Below are 17,003 nucleotides of genomic sequence, written 5' to 3'. Positions count from 1 at the left end.
TTTCCCGAAAGGATGGATGTAAAAATGGCACACGTATATTATCACAACGATATCAAAGACGAGGTACTAAAAAATAAAAAGGTCGCTGTTGTAGGCTATGGCTCTCAAGGTCATGCCCACGCTCAAAACTTGAAGGAAAGCGGTCATAACGTCGTTGTCGGTCTTCGTAAAGGAAAGTCATGGGACAAAGCGGAACAAGATGGACTTGAAGTGAAAAGTGTTGCTGATGCTGTAGCGGAATCTGATGTGGTCATGGTTCTTCTCCCGGATGAATATCAGCCGAGAGTCTATGAAGAGTCCATCAAACCGAATTTGAAATCCGGAGCAGCACTCGCATTCGCTCACGGATTCAATGTCCACTTTAACCAAGTTGTTCCTCCATCAGATGTTGATGTTTTCCTTGTAGCACCAAAAGGACCAGGACACCTTGTCCGCCGTACGTTTGAAGAAGGCGCAGGTGTACCGGCACTGATCGGTGTCGAGCAAGACGTCACTGGGGAAGCGAAAGAAATCGCTCTTGCTTACGCGAAAGGAATCGGCGGTGGCCGTGCAGGAGTCCTTGAAACATCCTTCCAGGAAGAAACGGAAACGGATCTCTTCGGTGAACAGGCCGTCCTTTGCGGTGGACTTTCAAGCCTTGTGAAAGCTGGTTTTGAAACGTTGACAGAAGCCGGATATCAGCCGGAAGTGGCGTACTTCGAATGTATGCACGAGCTCAAATTGATCGTTGACTTGATGTACGAAGGCGGACTTGAAGGCATGCGTTACTCCATCTCTGATACTGCTCAGTGGGGTGACTTCGTATCCGGTCCACGCGTTGTCGATGAAAGTACGAAAGCCCGCATGAAAGATGTGTTGACAGATATCCAGACAGGGAAGTTCGCCAAAGGCTGGATCCTTGAGAACCAAGTGAATCGTCCAGAGTTCAATGCAATCAATGCCCGTGAAAACAATCATCAAATCGAGAAGGTGGGTAGAGAGCTCCGTGAACTGATGCCGTTCGTCAAGAAGTCCCAATCCAAAGAAAAGGATGTGGTCACACATGGCTCACGTTAACGTTTTCGATACAACCTTGAGAGACGGAGAACAATCCGCTGGTGTCAATTTGGATCGTTTGGAAAAAGTGGAAATTGCCAAACAGCTGGAACGTTTAGGTGTAGATATTATGGAGGCGGGTTTTCCCGCTTCCTCTCAAGCCGATTTTGAAGCGGTCAAAGAGATCGCTGATACCGTCCGCGGTTGTTCGGTAACCGGCTTAGCGCGAGCAAACAAACGTGACATCGACATTGCATGGGAAGCACTGAAAGGCGGAGCGGAGCCGAGGCTGCATGTTTTCATCGCTACTTCCCCAATTCATATGACTCATAAACTGAAGAAGACACCAGATGAGGTGGTGGAAAAAGCGGTAGAAATGGTTACCTATGCGAAAGAGAGGTTTCCACATGTCCAGTTTTCAGCAGAAGATGCGCTGAGATCTGATCAAGACTTTCTCGTCCATATTATCGAAAAGGTGATCGATGCGGGAGCGAGTGTCATCAACCTTCCGGACACCGTCGGCTTCACAACACCAGACGAAATCGGTCGACTTTTCCGATATGTAAGAGAGAACGTACCGAACATCGACAAAGCAATCTTGTCTACACATAATCACGATGACTTGGGAATGGCCGTAAGCAACTCCCTGGCTGCGATTGAAAACGGAGCGAGACAAATTGAAGGGACAATCAATGGCATCGGAGAGCGCGCTGGAAACGCAGCGCTGGAAGAAATCGCTGTCGCATTGAAAATCCGTCAAGATCGTTTCGATTTTGAAACAGGTCTTATACTGAAAGAGATCAAGCGGACGAGTGATCTTGTCAGTCGCTTGACAGGGATGCAGGTACCAGGCAACAAAGCCGTTGTCGGGCGGAACGCTTTTGCCCATGAATCCGGAATTCACCAGGACGGCATGTTGAAGGAATCGACGACTTACGAAATTATCACCCCAGCGATGGTTGGCATCGATTCCAATCGAATGGTGTTAGGAAAACACTCCGGAAGACATGCGTTCAAACAGAAAGCGGAAGAACTTGGATTTGATCTTAATGAAAACAAGCTGAAGGAAGCTTTTGAATCATTTAAGACACTGACAGGCAAGAAGAAAGAAGTGACGGATGATGATCTCTTCGCCATTCTGACAGACACGCAGACGGAAAACGAAGATCAGCCTAAATACGAGTTGAAAGCTTTCCAGGTTCAATATGGAAGCATCAACCGTCCGACGGCGACTGTTCTGTTGACCCGTCCGGATGGAGAAGAAGTCGAGAAGGCCAATACGGGAGAAGGAAGCGTCGAAGCGATCTACAACACACTGGATGACTTGATTGATGCCGATGTTCATCTTCAGGATTATCAATTGAGTTCCATCGGTAAAGGGCGCGACGCTCTAGCAGAAGTCCACGTTCAATTGACCGTCGATGGAATCAAAGCATCTGGCCGGGGCTCTGCGCAGGATGTCTTGGAAGCATCGGCTCACGCCTTCTTGAATGCAGTAAACCGCACATTATATAGAAGCAAAATGGAGAATTTTCAAAGGGTGCAAGTATAACTAAAGGGGGATGCACATGGAAAAACATATCGTACTTTTGCCAGGAGACGGGATCGGTCCAGAAGTGACAAAAGCCGCTAAAAATGTGCTGCAGTCGGTAGCGGACCGCTTTCAGCACACCTTCACTTTTGAGACTCATGACATCGGAGGAGTGGCGATCGATAATCACGAAACGCCCCTTCCGGAGGATACGGTCGAAGCAGCAAGGAAAGCAGATGCCATTTTCCTAGGAGCGGTCGGTGGACCGAAATGGGATCAGCTTCCCGGTAATATGAGGCCGGAAAAAGGGCTGCTCGGGATCCGTAAACAACTCGGGTTGTTTGCGAATCTCCGTCCTGTCAAAGCGTTTCAGCAGTTGCTCCATGCATCGCCTTTAAAGCAGGAGGTCGTCGCGGCAAGTGATCTGTTGATTGTCCGTGAGTTGACCGGTGGGTTGTACTTTGGAGAACCGAGAGAACGACGCAACAATGGAAAAGCCGTTGTCGATACGCTGGCATATGAACGTTCGGAGATTGAAAGGATTGTTGAACAGGCTTTCCAAAGTGCTCAGGTGCGGAGAAAGCATTTGACATCTGTCGATAAAGCAAATGTCCTCGAGTCGAGCCGTATGTGGCGGGAAGTTGTGGAGGAGAAAAAAGCGCAATATCCAAATGTACAGGTTGAACATATGCTTGTGGATGCCGCTGCGATGAAACTTGTGACAAATCCCGCTTACTTTGATGTCCTCGTCACAGAGAATATGTTCGGTGACATCTTGAGTGATGAAGCTTCTGTGCTGACAGGCTCGCTCGGTATGCTTCCATCTGCCAGTTTAAATGAAACAGGTGTCGGACTTTATGAGCCGGTCCACGGGTCTGCTCCTGATATTGCTGGAGAGAATAAAGCGAATCCTCTCGCTAGTATTCTATCTGTAGCGATGATGCTGAAGCATTCGTTCGGCATGGAAGAAGAAGCAGAACAGGTGGAAGCGGCTGTACAGGAAGTGTTGAATGAAGGCTATCACACAGCTGACATCGATCTCGTCGGAGGTACCGTCGTCAGTGGTAGTGAATTGGCACGAAGAGTGGTCGATCAAATCAGCACAAATGATACGACAGAAAATATCATGCGTTGTTACGTATAAACACGAAGGGAGCGGAACGGAATGAGTCATCCAAAAACCATTGTAGAAAAAATTTGGGATCAGCATGTCGTCCATGAAGAAGAAGGGAAGCCGAATCTCCTCTACATCGACTTGCATCTGATTCATGAGGTGACCTCTCCCCAGGCGTTTGAAGGATTGCGGATGGCCGGAAGGAAAGTGAGGAGACCGGATCGTACGTATGCGACGATGGACCATAATGTACCAACGATTCATCGGAATGTCATCAAAGATGAAGTTTCTAAAAAGCAGATGGAAACATTGAAAGCAAACTGTGAAGAATTCGGCGTCCTCCTGGCAGACATCAACCACCCGGATCAGGGGATCGTCCACGTGATCGGGCCGGAACTTGGTCTGACCCAGCCGGGAAAGACGATTGTCTGTGGGGATAGCCATACTTCCACGCACGGAGCTTTTGGAGCACTGGCTTTCGGAATAGGTACCAGTGAGGTGGAGCACGTGCTTGCCACCCAATCTTTATGGCAGGCACCACCGAAAACCCTACAAGTCAACGTCGATGGGGTGCTTGGCACAGGTGTCACAGCTAAGGATTTAATTCTTGCGATTATTGGGAAGTATGGGGTCCGTTTTGGAACAGGGCATGTGATCGAATACACCGGTGAAGCGGTCAGAAACCTTTCAATGGAGGAACGCATGACGGTTTGCAACATGTCCATTGAAGCAGGAGCAAGAGCTGGATTGATCAGTCCTGATGCAACGACAGTTGATTACATGCGTGGCAAACGCTATGTGCCGCAAGGGAAGGATTTTGACGAAGCAGCTGAACAGTGGCTCGCTTTAGCTTCTGATGAAGGTGCCGAATATGACCAGACGCTTATGATTCATGCGGATGAAATTGAACCGCAGGTCACATGGGGAACGAACCCCTCTCAATGTGTTCCTGTCGGCGGTCGTGTCCCTGATCCTGAATCGGTGGATGAAGATCGGGATGGCATCGAGCGGGCCATCGAATATATGGGACTTGAGGCGAATCAGAGCATCGAATCGATTCCTGTGGAGCACGTATTCATCGGATCCTGCACAAACTCCAGGCTGAGCGATTTGCGTAAAGCGGCAGAAATCGTCCAAGGCGGCCGGGTACATGAAGGCGTGAGAGCTCTTGTCGTTCCTGGTTCCAAATCTGTAAAAGATGCAGCAGAAGCAGAAGGTTTGGATACAATTTTCTTGACCGCAGGATTTGAATGGCGCGATGCCGGCTGCAGCATGTGCCTCGCCATGAACGACGACATCGTCCCACCTGGGGAACGCTGTGCTTCCACTTCCAACCGGAATTTCGAGGGACGCCAGGGAAATGGTGCCCGTACCCATCTCGTCAGTCCGGAGATGGCCGCAGCGGCTGCGTTGGAAGGTCACTTTGTCGATGTCAGAAAATACGCCAGTACGGTAGGAGGGTGAAGAGATGGAACCGATCAAACAGCATCGTGGTCTGGTCTACCCATTGGATCGATCGAATGTCGATACCGACCAGATCATTCCGAAACAATTTTTGAAAAGGATTGAACGCCAGGGGTTCGGCCAGTTCCTCTTCTACAACTGGCGATTTAATGAGGATGGAACACTGCGGGAAGATTTCTCTTTGAATGACCCAAAGTATGACGGTGCTTCTGTTCTTGTCGGCGGTGAAAACTTCGGGTGCGGTTCCTCCAGGGAACACGCACCATGGGCGATTCAGGACTATGGCTTTAAAGTGGTCATCGCCCCGAGTTTCGCCGACATTTTCTACAACAACTGCTTCAAAAACGGAATCCTTCCGATTCAGTTGCCGAAGCCGGTTGTAGATCAGCTGATGGAAAAGGCGACGAAAGAGAAGTATGAAGTGAAGGTCGATTTGGAAAAACAGATCATTGATGACGGTGACCTTGAAGTGTCCTTCGACATCCAGTCCTACCACAAAGAAATGCTATTGAACGGCTGGGATGAAATTGCTGTCACTTTGACGTATGAAGACAAAATCGACCAGTATGAAAAACAAAACAAAGGAGTGAAGACGTTGGGGATTTCTTAACGCTAGCTAAAGTAATGGATGCACAGGAACAATTGCAGGAGGTGGTGCACCGCACCCCGCTGCAAACATCAACAACCTTCAATGAGAAAACCGGGCAGCACGTCTACTTGAAGATGGAGAATCAGCAAAAAACAGGTGCTTTCAAAGTACGGGGGGCGTCCTATAAGGTTGCCTGTCTAACAGAAGTCGAAGCGTCCAGAGGTGTCATCGCAGCATCTGCCGGAAACCATGCCCAAGGCGTTGCTCTTGCTGCAGCGAAACGGGGCATCCAGGCGCAAATCTTCATGCCGGAAGGAACACCGAGAGCGAAAGTGGAAGCGACGCAAGGGTACGGAGCGAAAGTCGTTCTTACCGGCGAGTCTTTCCAGGAAGCTTATCAATCCGCTTTGCTTGAGCAGGAAAGAACGGGGGCTACTTTTCTTCATCCGTTCGACGACTATGATGTCATGGCAGGACAAGCGACGGTCGCCGTTGAAATGCTGCAGCAGCAGCCGGATCTAAACCGTCTGTTCGTTCCGATCGGGGGAGGCGGGCTGATCGCAGGCATTGCGTTCGCAGCCAAACAGCTGAAGCCGGACATCAAAGTCATTGGTGTCCAGTCCGCAAAAGCCCCGTCCATGTACAATGCTCTGTACAAAAAAGGACCTGAAAAACTGACATCTGTCTCTACGATTGCTGACGGAATTGCCGTGAAGGAAAGAGGTAAACTCACTTACACGTGTATCCAAAAATACGTGGATCAAGTGATCACGGTGGAAGAACATGAAATCGCAAAAGCCATGCTGATGCTTCTCGAACGTGAAAAAACGTTGGTCGAAGGAGCAGGAGCAACTGCGCTTGCTGGTCTTCTTAGTACGTGTGACACGTTCGAACAACAGCAATGCGGAGTTGTCTTGAGTGGAGGAAACATGGATCTATCCCGATTGCCGCTGATCCAGAAGCTAGCCAATCCGAAGAAAGTGGTCATCGCTTAAGATGACAGCCAGGAGGAGTATTTAAACTCTTCCTGGCATTTTTTATTGGAACTCGGTCGTTGACCCGTTGGTTTTGGGTATCTATCAGTGATTTTGATGCTTTTTCGGTATCATCCATAGTACCCCGGGAACTTATTAGCAACATTGAGGCTTTTATTAGCACCATTTGGGTGTATATTAGCATCTTTTGAACATATATTAGCGACTTTGGGAGTTTTATTATCATCTTCGGATTTTTGGTCCTCTTCTACACAATCGAGGTTGGTAGAGATGAGAAGGTGCTTTCGTGTACATAGTAAAAAAGGAGAGCCGGCATTTGAAGCCGGGCTCTCCTTTTTTACTGCTTCAATATATCAAGGATCACCTGATTGAATTTTTCTTTTTCATCATAAACCATTCCGTGGCCGCTGCTTTCAAACGGTACGAGTGTGCTGTTTGGGATTTTCTGGTTCAATATCTCGGAAAATGCATAATCACAAATCTCATCGTGTTTGCCGTGAAGTAAGAGGGTAGGTACATCTATTTGTCCCACTTCATCCCGTAAATCTTCATCTCTTAACGATGCTGCGCAAGCGATCGTGGCGTGAGCCGATGCTTTAAGGGCAAGGCTGTGAAACCATTCTCCAAAAGGTTTTGAGATATCCGAATGGTAGAATCCTTCACCGAAGTCTATCAATGCAGCTGGGCGGTCGTTTTGGAGGGAATCAATTAATGCGTCCACTTCTTCTTTCTTCATGCCGTGGGTGTAGCCGTCTCCTTGAGTGAAACTTGGAGCGGCCGGACCTGCCAGGATCAACTGCGTAAATTCTTTGTTTGCAAATTTCGTCGCATAGCGAATGGCAATCGGTCCGCCCATGGAAAATCCAGCTAAATAGAAGTTTTCAAGTTGAAGATACTCGACAACGGTTTTCACATCGTGGGCAAGTGTATCGTAATCATAGCCAAAAGCCGGCTTGTCTGATTTACCGAATCCCCGCAGGTCGATGCCTATGAAGCGGTAGCCTTTTTGAGGCAGTTCGTTCATTTGATATTCGAACATTTCATGGTTCAGTGGCCATCCATGAAGGAAGACGATTGGCTGCCCTTCTCCAATATCTTCTACAAATACGTCAATATGATGGTCATGATCCACTTCGATATAGAGTGACATTAGAAAAAAACTCCTTCTTTTATGTTATGAAGAATATTCCCTGTCTCCTTCATTTAAAACAGAACGGCAGGAATATTTGTCTCACTATTCTGTTTATTCCACTTCCTTATCTATATAATAGGGAGCGGAGGTGCTGACCATGAATCTATTATTGAAACCGGTAGCAAAAGAAAATTGGGAAGAGTGCGTCAGTCTTAAAGTAGATGAAAGCCAAAAAGGCTTTGTCGCGGAAAATTGGTATTCGATTATTGAAGCTTCTTTTGAAAAAGAGTTTTTTCCTACTTGCATTTATGATGGCGACACAATGATTGGTTTTCTTATGTACGACCGTGATCCCGAAACAAAGCGATTGGAAGTAAGCCGATTCATGATTGATCAAGATTATCAAGGTAAAGGGTACGGAAAAGCATCAATGATCGCATTGCTTGCTCATGTTAAAGAAATGTATGGACCTGTTGACTTCTACACGAGTGCCGAACCAGAAAATGACGCAGCCATCCGCCTTTATGAAGCGCTTGGTTTTGAACGGACTGGGGAAGTGATGTGGGGCGAAGTTGTACTGAAAGTGAGAATGGAATAATCAAAAATATTGATAAGTACGATCAATATTCATCGTTAACTGCTTTTATTGTGGGAATGTTACAATAGATAAGCTATAAAAAAGGTGAGGTGGAACGATGAATAACTTTTTACAATATAACCCTACAAAACTCTACTTTGGCGAGGGTCAAATCAAACAAATCCCTAACGAAATAGGACAGGGAGCAAAGGTGCTTGTCGTTTATGGTGGGGGAAGCATTAAGAAGAACGGTGTGTATGAGGACGTTATGCAACAATTAGAGAAGCTTGAGGCCGTCGTTCATGAACTATCCGGTGTTGAACCGAATCCTCGATTGACAACTGTTCGAAAAGGTGTCGATATCTGTAAAAAAGAAGGGATCGACTTTTTGCTTGCTGTTGGAGGCGGAAGCGTCATTGATTGTACAAAAGCGATTGCAGCTGGGGCAGCGAGTGAAGCAGATGCGTGGGATCTAATCACACAGGAAGTTTCAATTGAAAAAGCTCTGCCGATTGGTACGGTGCTGACGCTTGCAGCCACAGGGTCTGAGATGAATGCTGTTTCCGTCATTACAAACTGGGAAACAAAGGACAAACTTGGATGGGGATCCCCTCATGTGTACCCGACGTTTTCAATTCTTGATCCAACGTACACATTTTCTGTCCCTGAAAATCAGACGGTGTATGGAATCGTCGACAGCATGTCCCATGCATTGGAACACTACTTCCATCGGACGGAAAACACACCAATGATCGATGGATTCATAGAGTCCCTTTTACGTACGGCTATACAAACCGGACCGAAATTGATAGAGAATCTGGAATCCTATGAACATAGGGAAACAATGATGTATTTAAGTACAACCGCATTCAATGGAACTTTAATGAATGGAACAGATGGAGGGGACTGGGCGACTCACCGGATTGAACACGCGGTATCCGCCATCTATGATATCCCGCACGGTGGAGGTCTTGCTATTCTTTTCCCCAACTGGCTTGAGCACGTATTGGAAGAGGATCCAAGCCGAGTGAAGCAGCTGGCAACCCATGTGTTTGATATCGACGCTGCAGGAAAGACGGATGTGGAAGTTGCACGAGAGGGAGCAAAAGCACTGCGTCATTTCTGGAACTCTCTTGGTGCACCGAGCACTCTTCAGGATTATGACATCACAGATGAAGCATTTAACGATATTGTGGAGAAAACGTTCATTAAACCAGGGGTAGGCACCTACAAAGAAATGAACCGTGAAACAGTTTTAGATATTCTTCATCGTTCTCTATAAAATATAGAAAGGAGAGGCTCTAATAGAGCCTCTCCTTTTGATTACCTAAACATTCCTATTCTGGAAGACTCCGTTTCGAGATGTTAAGTCTTAACTAGTTTTGCCATATGCTTGAGAAACAACTGTTGGAAAATTTTCAGGAAATAGCCAAGTTGTTTACAAAGGGATTACAATTTATTTAAGAATTCGTGGGTTTTCTTCAAATTGCGACAATTATGTATATACTGATACATGGTTAAAAAGAGCGAATGTATTAGATCAATAACTGTGTACAGGGAGTAGTCATTTAAATGAAGAAACTTTTAGTAACCATTGTAGTCCTATATACCACGTTTTATATAAATTCAAACATAGCAATGGCCATATCCAAACCCGATTCTCCATCAATTAATAGCGATGCGGCCATCGTCCTTGAGGCGAATACAGGTGAAGTTTTATATGAGAAGAATGCTGAGACGAGTATGTACCCGGCCAGCTTGACGAAGATTGCAACAGCGATTTATGCGATTGAAAACGGGAACCTCAATGACACGGTGACGGTTAGTGAAAAGGCTTATGAAACAGGGGGGTCCAGTGTTTTTCTTGAAGAGGGAGATCAGGCTACATTAAAAGAGCTTGTCCAGGGGCTGCTTCTGAACTCCGGAAATGATGCAGGTGTTGCGATTGCCGAGCATATGAGTGGGAGTATCGAGCAGTTCTCCGAAGACTTGAATGCTTACCTTGAGGAAAAAGCCGGGGTAGAGCGGACGGATTTCAAGAATCCTCATGGGTTATTTGACTCAGAGCATAGAACGACAGCGAAAGATCTGGCGAAAATTACGCAATATGCACAAGAAAATCAAACGTTTAATGAAATATACGGATTAGAGGTTCTGGATTGGGATGGAGAGAAGTGGGATGCCACGCTATACACGCATCATCGTTTAATGAGGGAAGATCCTTATGAAGGTGTGACTGGCGGAAAGACAGGTTATGTCCCTCAATCTGGTTTCACGTTGGCTACGAGTGCGAGCCGGGAGAATATGGATTTGATTGTCATCACAATGAAAAGCCGAACTAAAGAGTTATCCTATGAAGATACGAAGAAACTGCTGGACTATGGATTTGAACACTACCAAACATCGGTCCTAAAACCTGAGGAAGAATTTCCAGAGGTAAAAGAAGATTATCAACTGCCTCGTGAGATATCTTATACACATTTAAAAGGAGACCCTGTCAAAACGGAAATGGATGAAACAGGGGTGCTATCTGTAACTGATTCAGATGGGAAAGGAATTTATACAGAGCAGATGGAAAAGGTGAATAAAAAAACAACCACTCCTGTAAAAGAACAAGAGGTCAAAAAGCCGGCATGGCAGGAGTATTGGACGCTTTTCATTTTTCCGCGACATTTTTGGGTGACAGAAATTTATGAAGAACTTCATGGATCATGATAAACCTCCACATTCAGGAGGTTTATTTTTTTGGTGAAGAACAAAGGATGACAAAATAGTACAGATGAAACCGAATGTAAGGGTCGTCAGCTGATGAAGGAAGGGGGGTTCCGTCGAAGAGCCTCCTTTTTCTTTTGGATTTTAAAAGGAAATAGAGGGGAGGGAGTGGAACTAGTAAAGAAACACGATGGAAAGGAGTGGGAGAAATGGCTTATGAACAGAAAACAAAGCAGAACGATCGAAGCGTGATTGAATTCATTGAAGAAGTGGACCACCCGAAAAAGCGGGAAGACGCCTACCGGTTGTTGGATATTTTCACTGAAACGACAGGGTATGAAGCTAAAATGTGGGGTCCGTCGATCATTGGCTTCGGTTCTTATCATTACAAATATAAGACGGGCCATGAAGGGGATGCTCCACTTGTAGGCTTTTCTCCACGAAAAGCGAAAATCAGCCTGTATTTCGCAACGGGTGATCCGGAACGTGAAGAGCTTCTTGAGAAGTTCGGGAAACACAAGAGCGGGAAAGCGTGTGTGTACATCAACAAGGTGGATGACATTGATGTAGAGGTTTTAAAAGAACTCATCCTTCAATCTGTCACTTTTTTGCAGCACACGTATCCGGAGGGGTAAGGGATGTATCAGTACTTTCAAGGGTTGACGATTCGTGAAGGCGCAAGGGGAGTACCTGCGAAACGTGTAAAGCAGCTGTTTGAAGAGGTCGGCTGGTCACGAGGAGGTCCTTCGTGGCAAGAAGAAAAATTCTCTCTCATCTTTGAGAATTCGACGTGGGCGTTTACGGTTTGGGATCAGGAAGAGATGGTAGGAATGGTCCGAGTCGTTTCTGACCAGATCATGATGGCAACAATCATGGACCTGGTCGTTTCGGAACCATACCGAGGAAAGGGAATCGCCCATAAGCTGATTTCTTTATGTATGGAAAAACTGCCGCATGGGGATTGGTTTGCGCATACGTCGGATGAGAATTTCTCATTCTATGAGTCTTGTGGTTTTCAAGTTGAGGAGAACTGTTCCTTTTACGGCTATCGAAAAGCGAGAGAAGAAGGGCATCGAATATGATTCAGGCCGTTATTTTCGACTTGGACCGGACGCTTTTGGACCGCGATGCTTCTGTTGAGCGTTTTATAAACGATCAATTCGATCGCTTTGAGGAGTCTCTCAAATCTGTCTCAAGAGTAGCTTTCGCTTCAAGGTTTATAGATTTGGATCAGCGTGGGTATCGGCCTAAGGATCAAGTTTATCAACACCTTGTATATGAACTGAATATAGAAAAAGGCATGGAGGCAGAGCTCTATCAAGATTATCAGGACTCTTTCAAGCATCATTGTATTCCTTTTCAAGGACTTCAGGAAGTATTGCTACAACTAATAGCGGACCGATACCATCTGGGTCTCATCACAAATGGAAAAGGACGTTTCCAAATGGACAATATCCAGGCGTTAGGCATTGAATCTTTCTTCAGAACCATTCTCATCTCAGAGCTTGAAGGGGTGAAAAAGCCTGATCCGACGATTTTTGAACGAGCGATGGAACGGATCAACCAACCGCTGGAAGCCTGTGTGTATGTTGGGGACCATCTAGAAAAAGATGTCCAAGCAGCAGAAAACATTGGGATGAAAGCGATATGGAAAAAGGACAATAAAGAGGAAGAGTCATTGGCGCGCTATTCTATTTTTCATTTGACGGAACTCCCGTTACTACTCCAAAAAATGAATACTAAGGAGGAACGCTCATGTTATTCGAAGTGACCAATCAAATCCGTGTCCCTGATCTTGTAGAAGGGCAGCAATGGTATGAAAAATTACTTGGGAAAAAGCCTGATTTCATCCCTCATGAAGGTTTTGTCGAGTGGGAGGTCATCCCTGGATTCTGGCTCCAGCTGGCGGAGGGAACGCCATCCGAAAACAGTGGACCTTTTCGCATTGGAGTTACCGATCTTGAAGCGACAAGAGATTTTCTGGTTGAAGAATTAAGCCTTGCCCCTTTTGACATCCATTCGCGTGATGAGGTTCCCGTGAAGTGGGGGACTTTTCAAGATCCTTGGGGTAATGGGGTAGGTTTTTATGAATATCATGATAAAAAAGAAGAGGAAGAACGATTGAACTTACTTTATAAGTGAGGATAACGGGGGCGCCATTAAAGGGCCTCCTTTTTAACGTGTGGATCGGAGGAAGATCATGAACATCATAAGATTGAAATGGCGCGACATTGACGGTCACATGCTGGATTCTTTTGATCGATATCAAAAAACGGACTGCGTATGGGTATTCCAATCAGGGACATTTCATGAAAAAAGCGACCCTTTTGAAGAGGATTGGACAGAAGAAAACAAACAGACGATCATCCACCATTTTCGGCTGGTGATAGAAGATGGAGGAGCCGTGGTAGCAGCTTTGAAGGGGCAAGTAGTCTATGGTTTTGCTGTCGTTGAAGCGGCTACTTTTGGTGAAAAGTCCATGTACCGAGAATTATCGTACATACATGTGACCCGAAAATTTCGCGGGAATGGGGTAGGAAAAGTGCTTTTCCAGAAAGCTTGCGAGGTGGCTAAAGCAATGGGATCGGAGAAACTGTATATTGGTGCTCATCCTTCTATTGAAACCCAGATGTTTTATCAAAAGATGGGATGTGAGCCAGCAAAAGAAGTGAATGCAACCATTTTCTTTCGTGAACCTAGAGATATACAACTTGAATTTACGCTATAAAAAACCCATACGCCTGGATTGGCGTATGGGTCTGAAATTATTTTTTACTGAAAAATTCTAGGAAAGCATGATAGATCTCTGTTCCCTGATAAGACAGAAGGGACAAAGCTGTCAGTGAGAACATACTGATCATAATCATTCTGAACCATAACATAGGTGAAACCTCCTTTGATTGTTGGCTGGTTTGAGCAACATCAAAGGTATTGGATCACATAATTGGATTGATAGAATACAGGGTTCAGAAAGAACAACTTGCGGAAAGGCCTCAAGGATGTTGAAGTGATTTTTGTACATAAATGGACGATCAACAGAAAACTGAAAACAGTTGGAATGACGAACGTTTTGTCTGTTTGATCATCGTTTGAGGTCGTTGTTTCAAGTAGAGTGCTTTCCTGGACGTCGCCTTTGAAATAGCCGCTATGGTCTTCACCGTATGTGAACGGCAATGCAATACTGAGAAGCAGGATGACTATGAACAAGGCTGAGTGTCTTTTCATTCGGCGCACTCCCTTTGTATCTATGAATATATCCATTTTACATGATGTTGACCGTAACGCAAGCATAAGTTTTCTAAACCATACGTAGTCCCGTTTATTTTTTATTAAAGGATATGGGAGGGGTGTTGAGATCTTGATTTTGAAGCTTTTGTTGAGTGGATTGGGGCTGCTGGGAATAACTCGCTCTCCGAGGGAGCCCGCCATCCCCTATAGGAAAGCGAGTTATTCCCCGCAAACTCTGACGCCCAACCAGGCAACGAACCTCTGAAGCATACTTGAAAATGAGTCTTCCTCAATCGGGAGCTTATATTATAAAATGGAACATTCATACTTTATGTCTGGAAAGTTTGGAGTAGCACGTTTTTTGTGAAAAAAGGGTGCAGACAGGCGGGTGATTTTTCGGTAAGCTTGGAAAAGAAGAAAACATAGCAAAAATTAAATACATAGATCAGTAGATGTTTGGATGGTTAAGGGGGAAGACTTTATGAATCAACAAGATAAGCGAGTGGAAGATCCGCGATACAAAATTGCGAACAAAGAGGCGCTGATCGGGGTTGCACTGGTTGTTGTGAACTTCATTCTCTGGTATGGCTTTGCCTATGGTTTCGGGTCGGGACCTGTGGAGGAATATGACTACATTCTCGGCTTTCCTGCTTGGTTTTTTTATAGTTGTATCGCCGTCACAATCCTTATCTTCCTTCTCGTAATACTTGCGGTCAAATTTTTGTTTAAGGAAGTACCGCTGGATGAGGAGGATGAAAAATGAATTGGGGCGTTGTCATACCACTGTTAGTATTTTTAGTCATCATATTTTTTATTGGCTTTTATGCTTCGAAATACTTAAAGTCGAGTGCGGATTTCCTGCAGGAATATTTCTTGGGAAGTCGTCAGCTTGGTGGTTTTATTTTAGCGATGACGATGGTCGCCACTTATGGAAGTGCAAGTAGCTTCGTAGGCGGGCCTGGAGTTGCTTACACCGTCGGTCTTGGCTGGGTATTGCTTTCCATGACTCAGCTGGCAACAGGTTATTTTGTACTGTCGGTACTTGGAAAGAAATTCGCCATCATGGCAAGGAAAATTCGTGCGGTTACGCTTGTCGATTTCTTGAGGGAACGTTATCAGAGTAAGTGGGTGGTCATCCTATCAGCTGCAAGTATCATCATTTTCTTATTCTCGGCCATGGCGGCTCAGTGGGTCGGGGGCGCTCGTCTGATTGAATCCTTTACAGGGTTATCCTATACGGCAGCTTTGTTCATTTTTGCTGTTTCCGTGCTTGTTTATGTCATTATCGGCGGATTCCGTGCTGTTGCAATAACAGATACTGTGCAGGGGGTCATCATGTTTTTCGGTACGATGGTCATCTTGATCGGTACGATTATCGCAGGGGGCGGAGTCGGGAACATCATCTCCGATCTTGCTGCAGAGAACCCGGACTTAATTACACCGTACGGAGCGGATCGTTCCCTTACGCCGCTGTATGTATCCTCCTTCTGGATCCTTGTCGGTGTCGGCGTTGTCGGTCTGCCTCAAGTTGCTGTCCGTGCTATGAGCTATAAAAGCTCACGTGGCATGCACCGTGCTTTAATTATTGGAACGGTAGTTGTCGGTGTGATCATGCTCGGCATGCACTTGACAGGTGTCTTTGCAAGACCTGTCCTTCCTGGAATTGAAGTCGGAGATACGGTCATGCCGCGAATTGCAATGGAGGTGCTGCCTGCCTGGCTGGCGGGAATTGTGCTTGCTGCTCCGATGGCAGCAATCATGTCTACCGTCGATTCTCTCCTCCTGCTTGTCAGTTCAGCGGTGGTGAAAGATGTATATTTGAACTATGTAAATCCCGAGGCAAGTGCGAAGAAGGTGAAGAGACTAAGTATTTCCGTCACCGCTGTTATTGGAATTCTCGTATTTGCTATGGCGGTTCAGCCACCGGATTTACTGATTTGGTTGAACTTATTTGCTTTCGGCGGGTTGGAAGCAGCCTTCATTTGGCCGGTCATCATGGGTCTGTACTGGAAAAAAGGCAATGCTAGTGGAGCCATTGCTTCTATTTTGACTGGGGTAGGAAGTTATATTCTATTTCATAGCTTTATGCCTGAAGCGTTTGGTATGCATACAGTGGTACTGCCCGTGCTATTGAGTCTCTTTGCTTATGTCCTGTTTAGTATACTGACCGTGAAACGGCATGAAGATATTCAGAGGCATGTGTTCCAAAAAATGTGGAGTGCTTAAATAAAAAAAGGATGGAGGAGCTCCATCCTTTTTTTGTTAGAAACCAATCATAGACTGTGTTACGTTATGGATGAATATTGCTTGGGAAATAAAGGTCTGCACAGGGGTTGAATGAACCATGAAATTATTTACAGGAATTCTAGCTGCCTTTTTTTCATCGATCACTGTATCAATCGTGGTAAATGTATTATCTTCCGGTGCTGGGGATGTTTCAGCTCTTGTATTTGTGTTCACGTTCCCTGTTTATCTCATTTTAGGAATCCCTTTGTCTATTTTCCTCAATCGTGTATTGTCTACACAAAAATGGTGGCAAAGCTTTTCGTTTTACACATTCATAGGTATTGGGTTAAGTGGGAGCGTCTTATTTCCTCTCCCGCTGGAAAGGGGAGAGGAGCTTGTA

At 45.7% G+C, this 17,003-nt stretch carries 19 protein-coding genes; 16 read left to right on the top strand and 3 right to left on the bottom strand.

Translation table 11 applies throughout. The annotated features are described in order from the left end of the window. Positions 1-24 precede the first annotated feature (24 nt). Genes ilvC through ilvA form a run of 6 tightly spaced genes read left to right on the top strand, consistent with a single transcriptional unit; the run spans position 25 to position 6,728 of the window. Complete coding sequence (ilvC, locus tag ACQ4XT_RS19310; protein WP_160912133.1) at positions 25-1,056, top strand: ketol-acid reductoisomerase; 1,032 nt, start codon at positions 25-27, stop codon at positions 1,054-1,056. Then, positions 1,043-2,587, top strand: a complete 1,545-nt coding sequence (locus tag ACQ4XT_RS19305) for a 2-isopropylmalate synthase (RefSeq protein WP_446855191.1) — start codon at positions 1,043-1,045, stop codon at positions 2,585-2,587. The genes ilvC and ACQ4XT_RS19305 overlap by 14 nt, the downstream gene beginning before the upstream one ends. A 16-nt stretch (positions 2,588-2,603) precedes the next feature. Beyond that, the gene (leuB, locus tag ACQ4XT_RS19300; protein ID WP_446855189.1) at positions 2,604-3,710 is read left to right on the top strand and encodes a 3-isopropylmalate dehydrogenase; all 1,107 of its coding nucleotides are present in this window, start codon (positions 2,604-2,606) and stop codon (positions 3,708-3,710) included. Positions 3,711-3,731: 21 nt separating this feature from the next. Further along, entirely contained in the window at positions 3,732-5,144 is a 1,413-nt protein-coding gene (gene leuC / locus ACQ4XT_RS19295; RefSeq protein ID WP_446855187.1) for a 3-isopropylmalate dehydratase large subunit, read from the top strand. A 4-nt stretch (positions 5,145-5,148) separates the two neighbouring features. Next, the gene (leuD, locus tag ACQ4XT_RS19290; RefSeq protein ID WP_220583740.1) at positions 5,149-5,754 is read left to right on the top strand and encodes a 3-isopropylmalate dehydratase small subunit; all 606 of its coding nucleotides are present in this window, start codon (positions 5,149-5,151) and stop codon (positions 5,752-5,754) included. A gap of 14 nt (positions 5,755-5,768) precedes the next feature. Then, positions 5,769-6,728, top strand: coding sequence for a threonine ammonia-lyase (gene ilvA / locus ACQ4XT_RS19285; protein ID WP_446855185.1), 960 nt, complete (start codon positions 5,769-5,771; stop codon positions 6,726-6,728). 337 nt (positions 6,729-7,065) lie between these two features. Here ilvA and ACQ4XT_RS19280 read toward each other — a convergent pair whose 3' ends face one another. Further along, positions 7,066-7,878 (bottom strand): alpha/beta fold hydrolase, encoded by an 813-nt coding sequence (locus ACQ4XT_RS19280; protein ID WP_446855182.1) that lies wholly within the window; start codon positions 7,876-7,878, stop codon positions 7,066-7,068. 139 nt (positions 7,879-8,017) lie between these two features. Here ACQ4XT_RS19280 and ACQ4XT_RS19275 point away from each other — a divergent pair, with 139 nt between their 5' ends. From ACQ4XT_RS19275 to ACQ4XT_RS19240, 8 genes are all read left to right on the top strand, one after another. Continuing rightward, positions 8,018-8,458, top strand: coding sequence for a GNAT family N-acetyltransferase (locus ACQ4XT_RS19275; protein ID WP_446855180.1), 441 nt, complete (start codon positions 8,018-8,020; stop codon positions 8,456-8,458). A 97-nt stretch (positions 8,459-8,555) separates the two neighbouring features. Continuing rightward, positions 8,556-9,719, top strand: coding sequence for an iron-containing alcohol dehydrogenase (locus ACQ4XT_RS19270; RefSeq protein ID WP_446855178.1), 1,164 nt, complete (start codon positions 8,556-8,558; stop codon positions 9,717-9,719). A gap of 290 nt (positions 9,720-10,009) precedes the next feature. Then, positions 10,010-11,152: a D-alanyl-D-alanine carboxypeptidase family protein gene (locus ACQ4XT_RS19265; RefSeq protein WP_446855176.1), complete on the top strand. Its 1,143-nt coding sequence runs from the start codon at positions 10,010-10,012 to the stop codon at positions 11,150-11,152. 206 nt (positions 11,153-11,358) lie between these two features. Continuing rightward, positions 11,359-11,784 carry a DUF1801 domain-containing protein gene (locus ACQ4XT_RS19260; protein WP_446855174.1) on the top strand — a complete coding sequence of 142 codons (426 nt, stop codon included), beginning with the start codon at positions 11,359-11,361 and terminating at the stop codon, positions 11,782-11,784. A gap of 3 nt (positions 11,785-11,787) precedes the next feature. Continuing rightward, the gene (locus tag ACQ4XT_RS19255; RefSeq protein ID WP_446855173.1) at positions 11,788-12,231 is read left to right on the top strand and encodes a GNAT family N-acetyltransferase; all 444 of its coding nucleotides are present in this window, start codon (positions 11,788-11,790) and stop codon (positions 12,229-12,231) included. Continuing rightward, entirely contained in the window at positions 12,228-12,920 is a 693-nt protein-coding gene (locus tag ACQ4XT_RS19250) for an HAD family hydrolase (RefSeq protein WP_446855171.1), read from the top strand. Before ACQ4XT_RS19255 ends, ACQ4XT_RS19250 begins: the two co-directional genes overlap by 4 nt. Beyond that, positions 12,905-13,291: a VOC family protein gene (locus ACQ4XT_RS19245; RefSeq protein ID WP_446855170.1), complete on the top strand. Its 387-nt coding sequence runs from the start codon at positions 12,905-12,907 to the stop codon at positions 13,289-13,291. Before ACQ4XT_RS19250 ends, ACQ4XT_RS19245 begins: the two co-directional genes overlap by 16 nt. A 58-nt stretch (positions 13,292-13,349) precedes the next feature. Next, positions 13,350-13,877: a GNAT family N-acetyltransferase gene (locus ACQ4XT_RS19240; protein WP_446855168.1), complete on the top strand. Its 528-nt coding sequence runs from the start codon at positions 13,350-13,352 to the stop codon at positions 13,875-13,877. 194 nt (positions 13,878-14,071) lie between these two features. On the opposite strand, the gene ACQ4XT_RS19235 is transcribed toward ACQ4XT_RS19240, so the two are convergent. Then, positions 14,072-14,374 carry a hypothetical protein gene (locus ACQ4XT_RS19235; protein WP_446855167.1) on the bottom strand — a complete coding sequence of 101 codons (303 nt, stop codon included), beginning with the start codon at positions 14,372-14,374 and terminating at the stop codon, positions 14,072-14,074. 484 nt (positions 14,375-14,858) lie between these two features. Between ACQ4XT_RS19235 and ACQ4XT_RS19230 the strand changes: the two genes are divergently transcribed. Then, positions 14,859-15,140, top strand: a complete 282-nt coding sequence (locus ACQ4XT_RS19230; RefSeq protein ID WP_446855165.1) for a YhdT family protein — start codon at positions 14,859-14,861, stop codon at positions 15,138-15,140. Beyond that, positions 15,137-16,603, top strand: a complete 1,467-nt coding sequence (gene panF / locus ACQ4XT_RS19225; protein ID WP_446855163.1) for a sodium/pantothenate symporter — start codon at positions 15,137-15,139, stop codon at positions 16,601-16,603. The genes ACQ4XT_RS19230 and panF overlap by 4 nt, the downstream gene beginning before the upstream one ends. Positions 16,604-16,639: 36 nt before the next feature. On the opposite strand, the gene ACQ4XT_RS19220 is transcribed toward panF, so the two are convergent. Continuing rightward, the gene (locus ACQ4XT_RS19220) at positions 16,640-16,837 is read right to left on the bottom strand and encodes a hypothetical protein (protein WP_446855161.1); all 198 of its coding nucleotides are present in this window, start codon (positions 16,835-16,837) and stop codon (positions 16,640-16,642) included. Positions 16,838-17,003 lie beyond the last annotated feature (166 nt).

The organism is Halobacillus sp. 12SKB, from assembly GCF_052941655.1.
This window is presented reverse-complemented; position numbering and strand designations above follow the sequence as displayed.

Coding starts and splice junctions, on each gene's coding strand:
- ilvC (WP_160912133.1), top strand. CDS start 25: ATGGCACACGTATATTATCACAACGATATCAAAGACGAGGTACTAAAA.
- ACQ4XT_RS19305 (WP_446855191.1), top strand. CDS start 1,043: ATGGCTCACGTTAACGTTTTCGATACAACCTTGAGAGACGGAGAACAA.
- leuB (WP_446855189.1), top strand. CDS start 2,604: ATGGAAAAACATATCGTACTTTTGCCAGGAGACGGGATCGGTCCAGAA.
- leuC (WP_446855187.1), top strand. CDS start 3,732: ATGAGTCATCCAAAAACCATTGTAGAAAAAATTTGGGATCAGCATGTC.
- leuD (WP_220583740.1), top strand. CDS start 5,149: ATGGAACCGATCAAACAGCATCGTGGTCTGGTCTACCCATTGGATCGA.
- ilvA (WP_446855185.1), top strand. CDS start 5,769: ATGGATGCACAGGAACAATTGCAGGAGGTGGTGCACCGCACCCCGCTG.
- ACQ4XT_RS19280 (WP_446855182.1), bottom strand. CDS start 7,878: ATGTCACTCTATATCGAAGTGGATCATGACCATCATATTGACGTATTT.
- ACQ4XT_RS19275 (WP_446855180.1), top strand. CDS start 8,018: ATGAATCTATTATTGAAACCGGTAGCAAAAGAAAATTGGGAAGAGTGC.
- ACQ4XT_RS19270 (WP_446855178.1), top strand. CDS start 8,556: ATGAATAACTTTTTACAATATAACCCTACAAAACTCTACTTTGGCGAG.
- ACQ4XT_RS19265 (WP_446855176.1), top strand. CDS start 10,010: ATGAAGAAACTTTTAGTAACCATTGTAGTCCTATATACCACGTTTTAT.
- ACQ4XT_RS19260 (WP_446855174.1), top strand. CDS start 11,359: ATGGCTTATGAACAGAAAACAAAGCAGAACGATCGAAGCGTGATTGAA.
- ACQ4XT_RS19255 (WP_446855173.1), top strand. CDS start 11,788: ATGTATCAGTACTTTCAAGGGTTGACGATTCGTGAAGGCGCAAGGGGA.
- ACQ4XT_RS19250 (WP_446855171.1), top strand. CDS start 12,228: ATGATTCAGGCCGTTATTTTCGACTTGGACCGGACGCTTTTGGACCGC.
- ACQ4XT_RS19245 (WP_446855170.1), top strand. CDS start 12,905: ATGTTATTCGAAGTGACCAATCAAATCCGTGTCCCTGATCTTGTAGAA.
- ACQ4XT_RS19240 (WP_446855168.1), top strand. CDS start 13,350: ATGAACATCATAAGATTGAAATGGCGCGACATTGACGGTCACATGCTG.
- ACQ4XT_RS19235 (WP_446855167.1), bottom strand. CDS start 14,374: ATGAAAAGACACTCAGCCTTGTTCATAGTCATCCTGCTTCTCAGTATT.
- ACQ4XT_RS19230 (WP_446855165.1), top strand. CDS start 14,859: ATGAATCAACAAGATAAGCGAGTGGAAGATCCGCGATACAAAATTGCG.
- panF (WP_446855163.1), top strand. CDS start 15,137: ATGAATTGGGGCGTTGTCATACCACTGTTAGTATTTTTAGTCATCATA.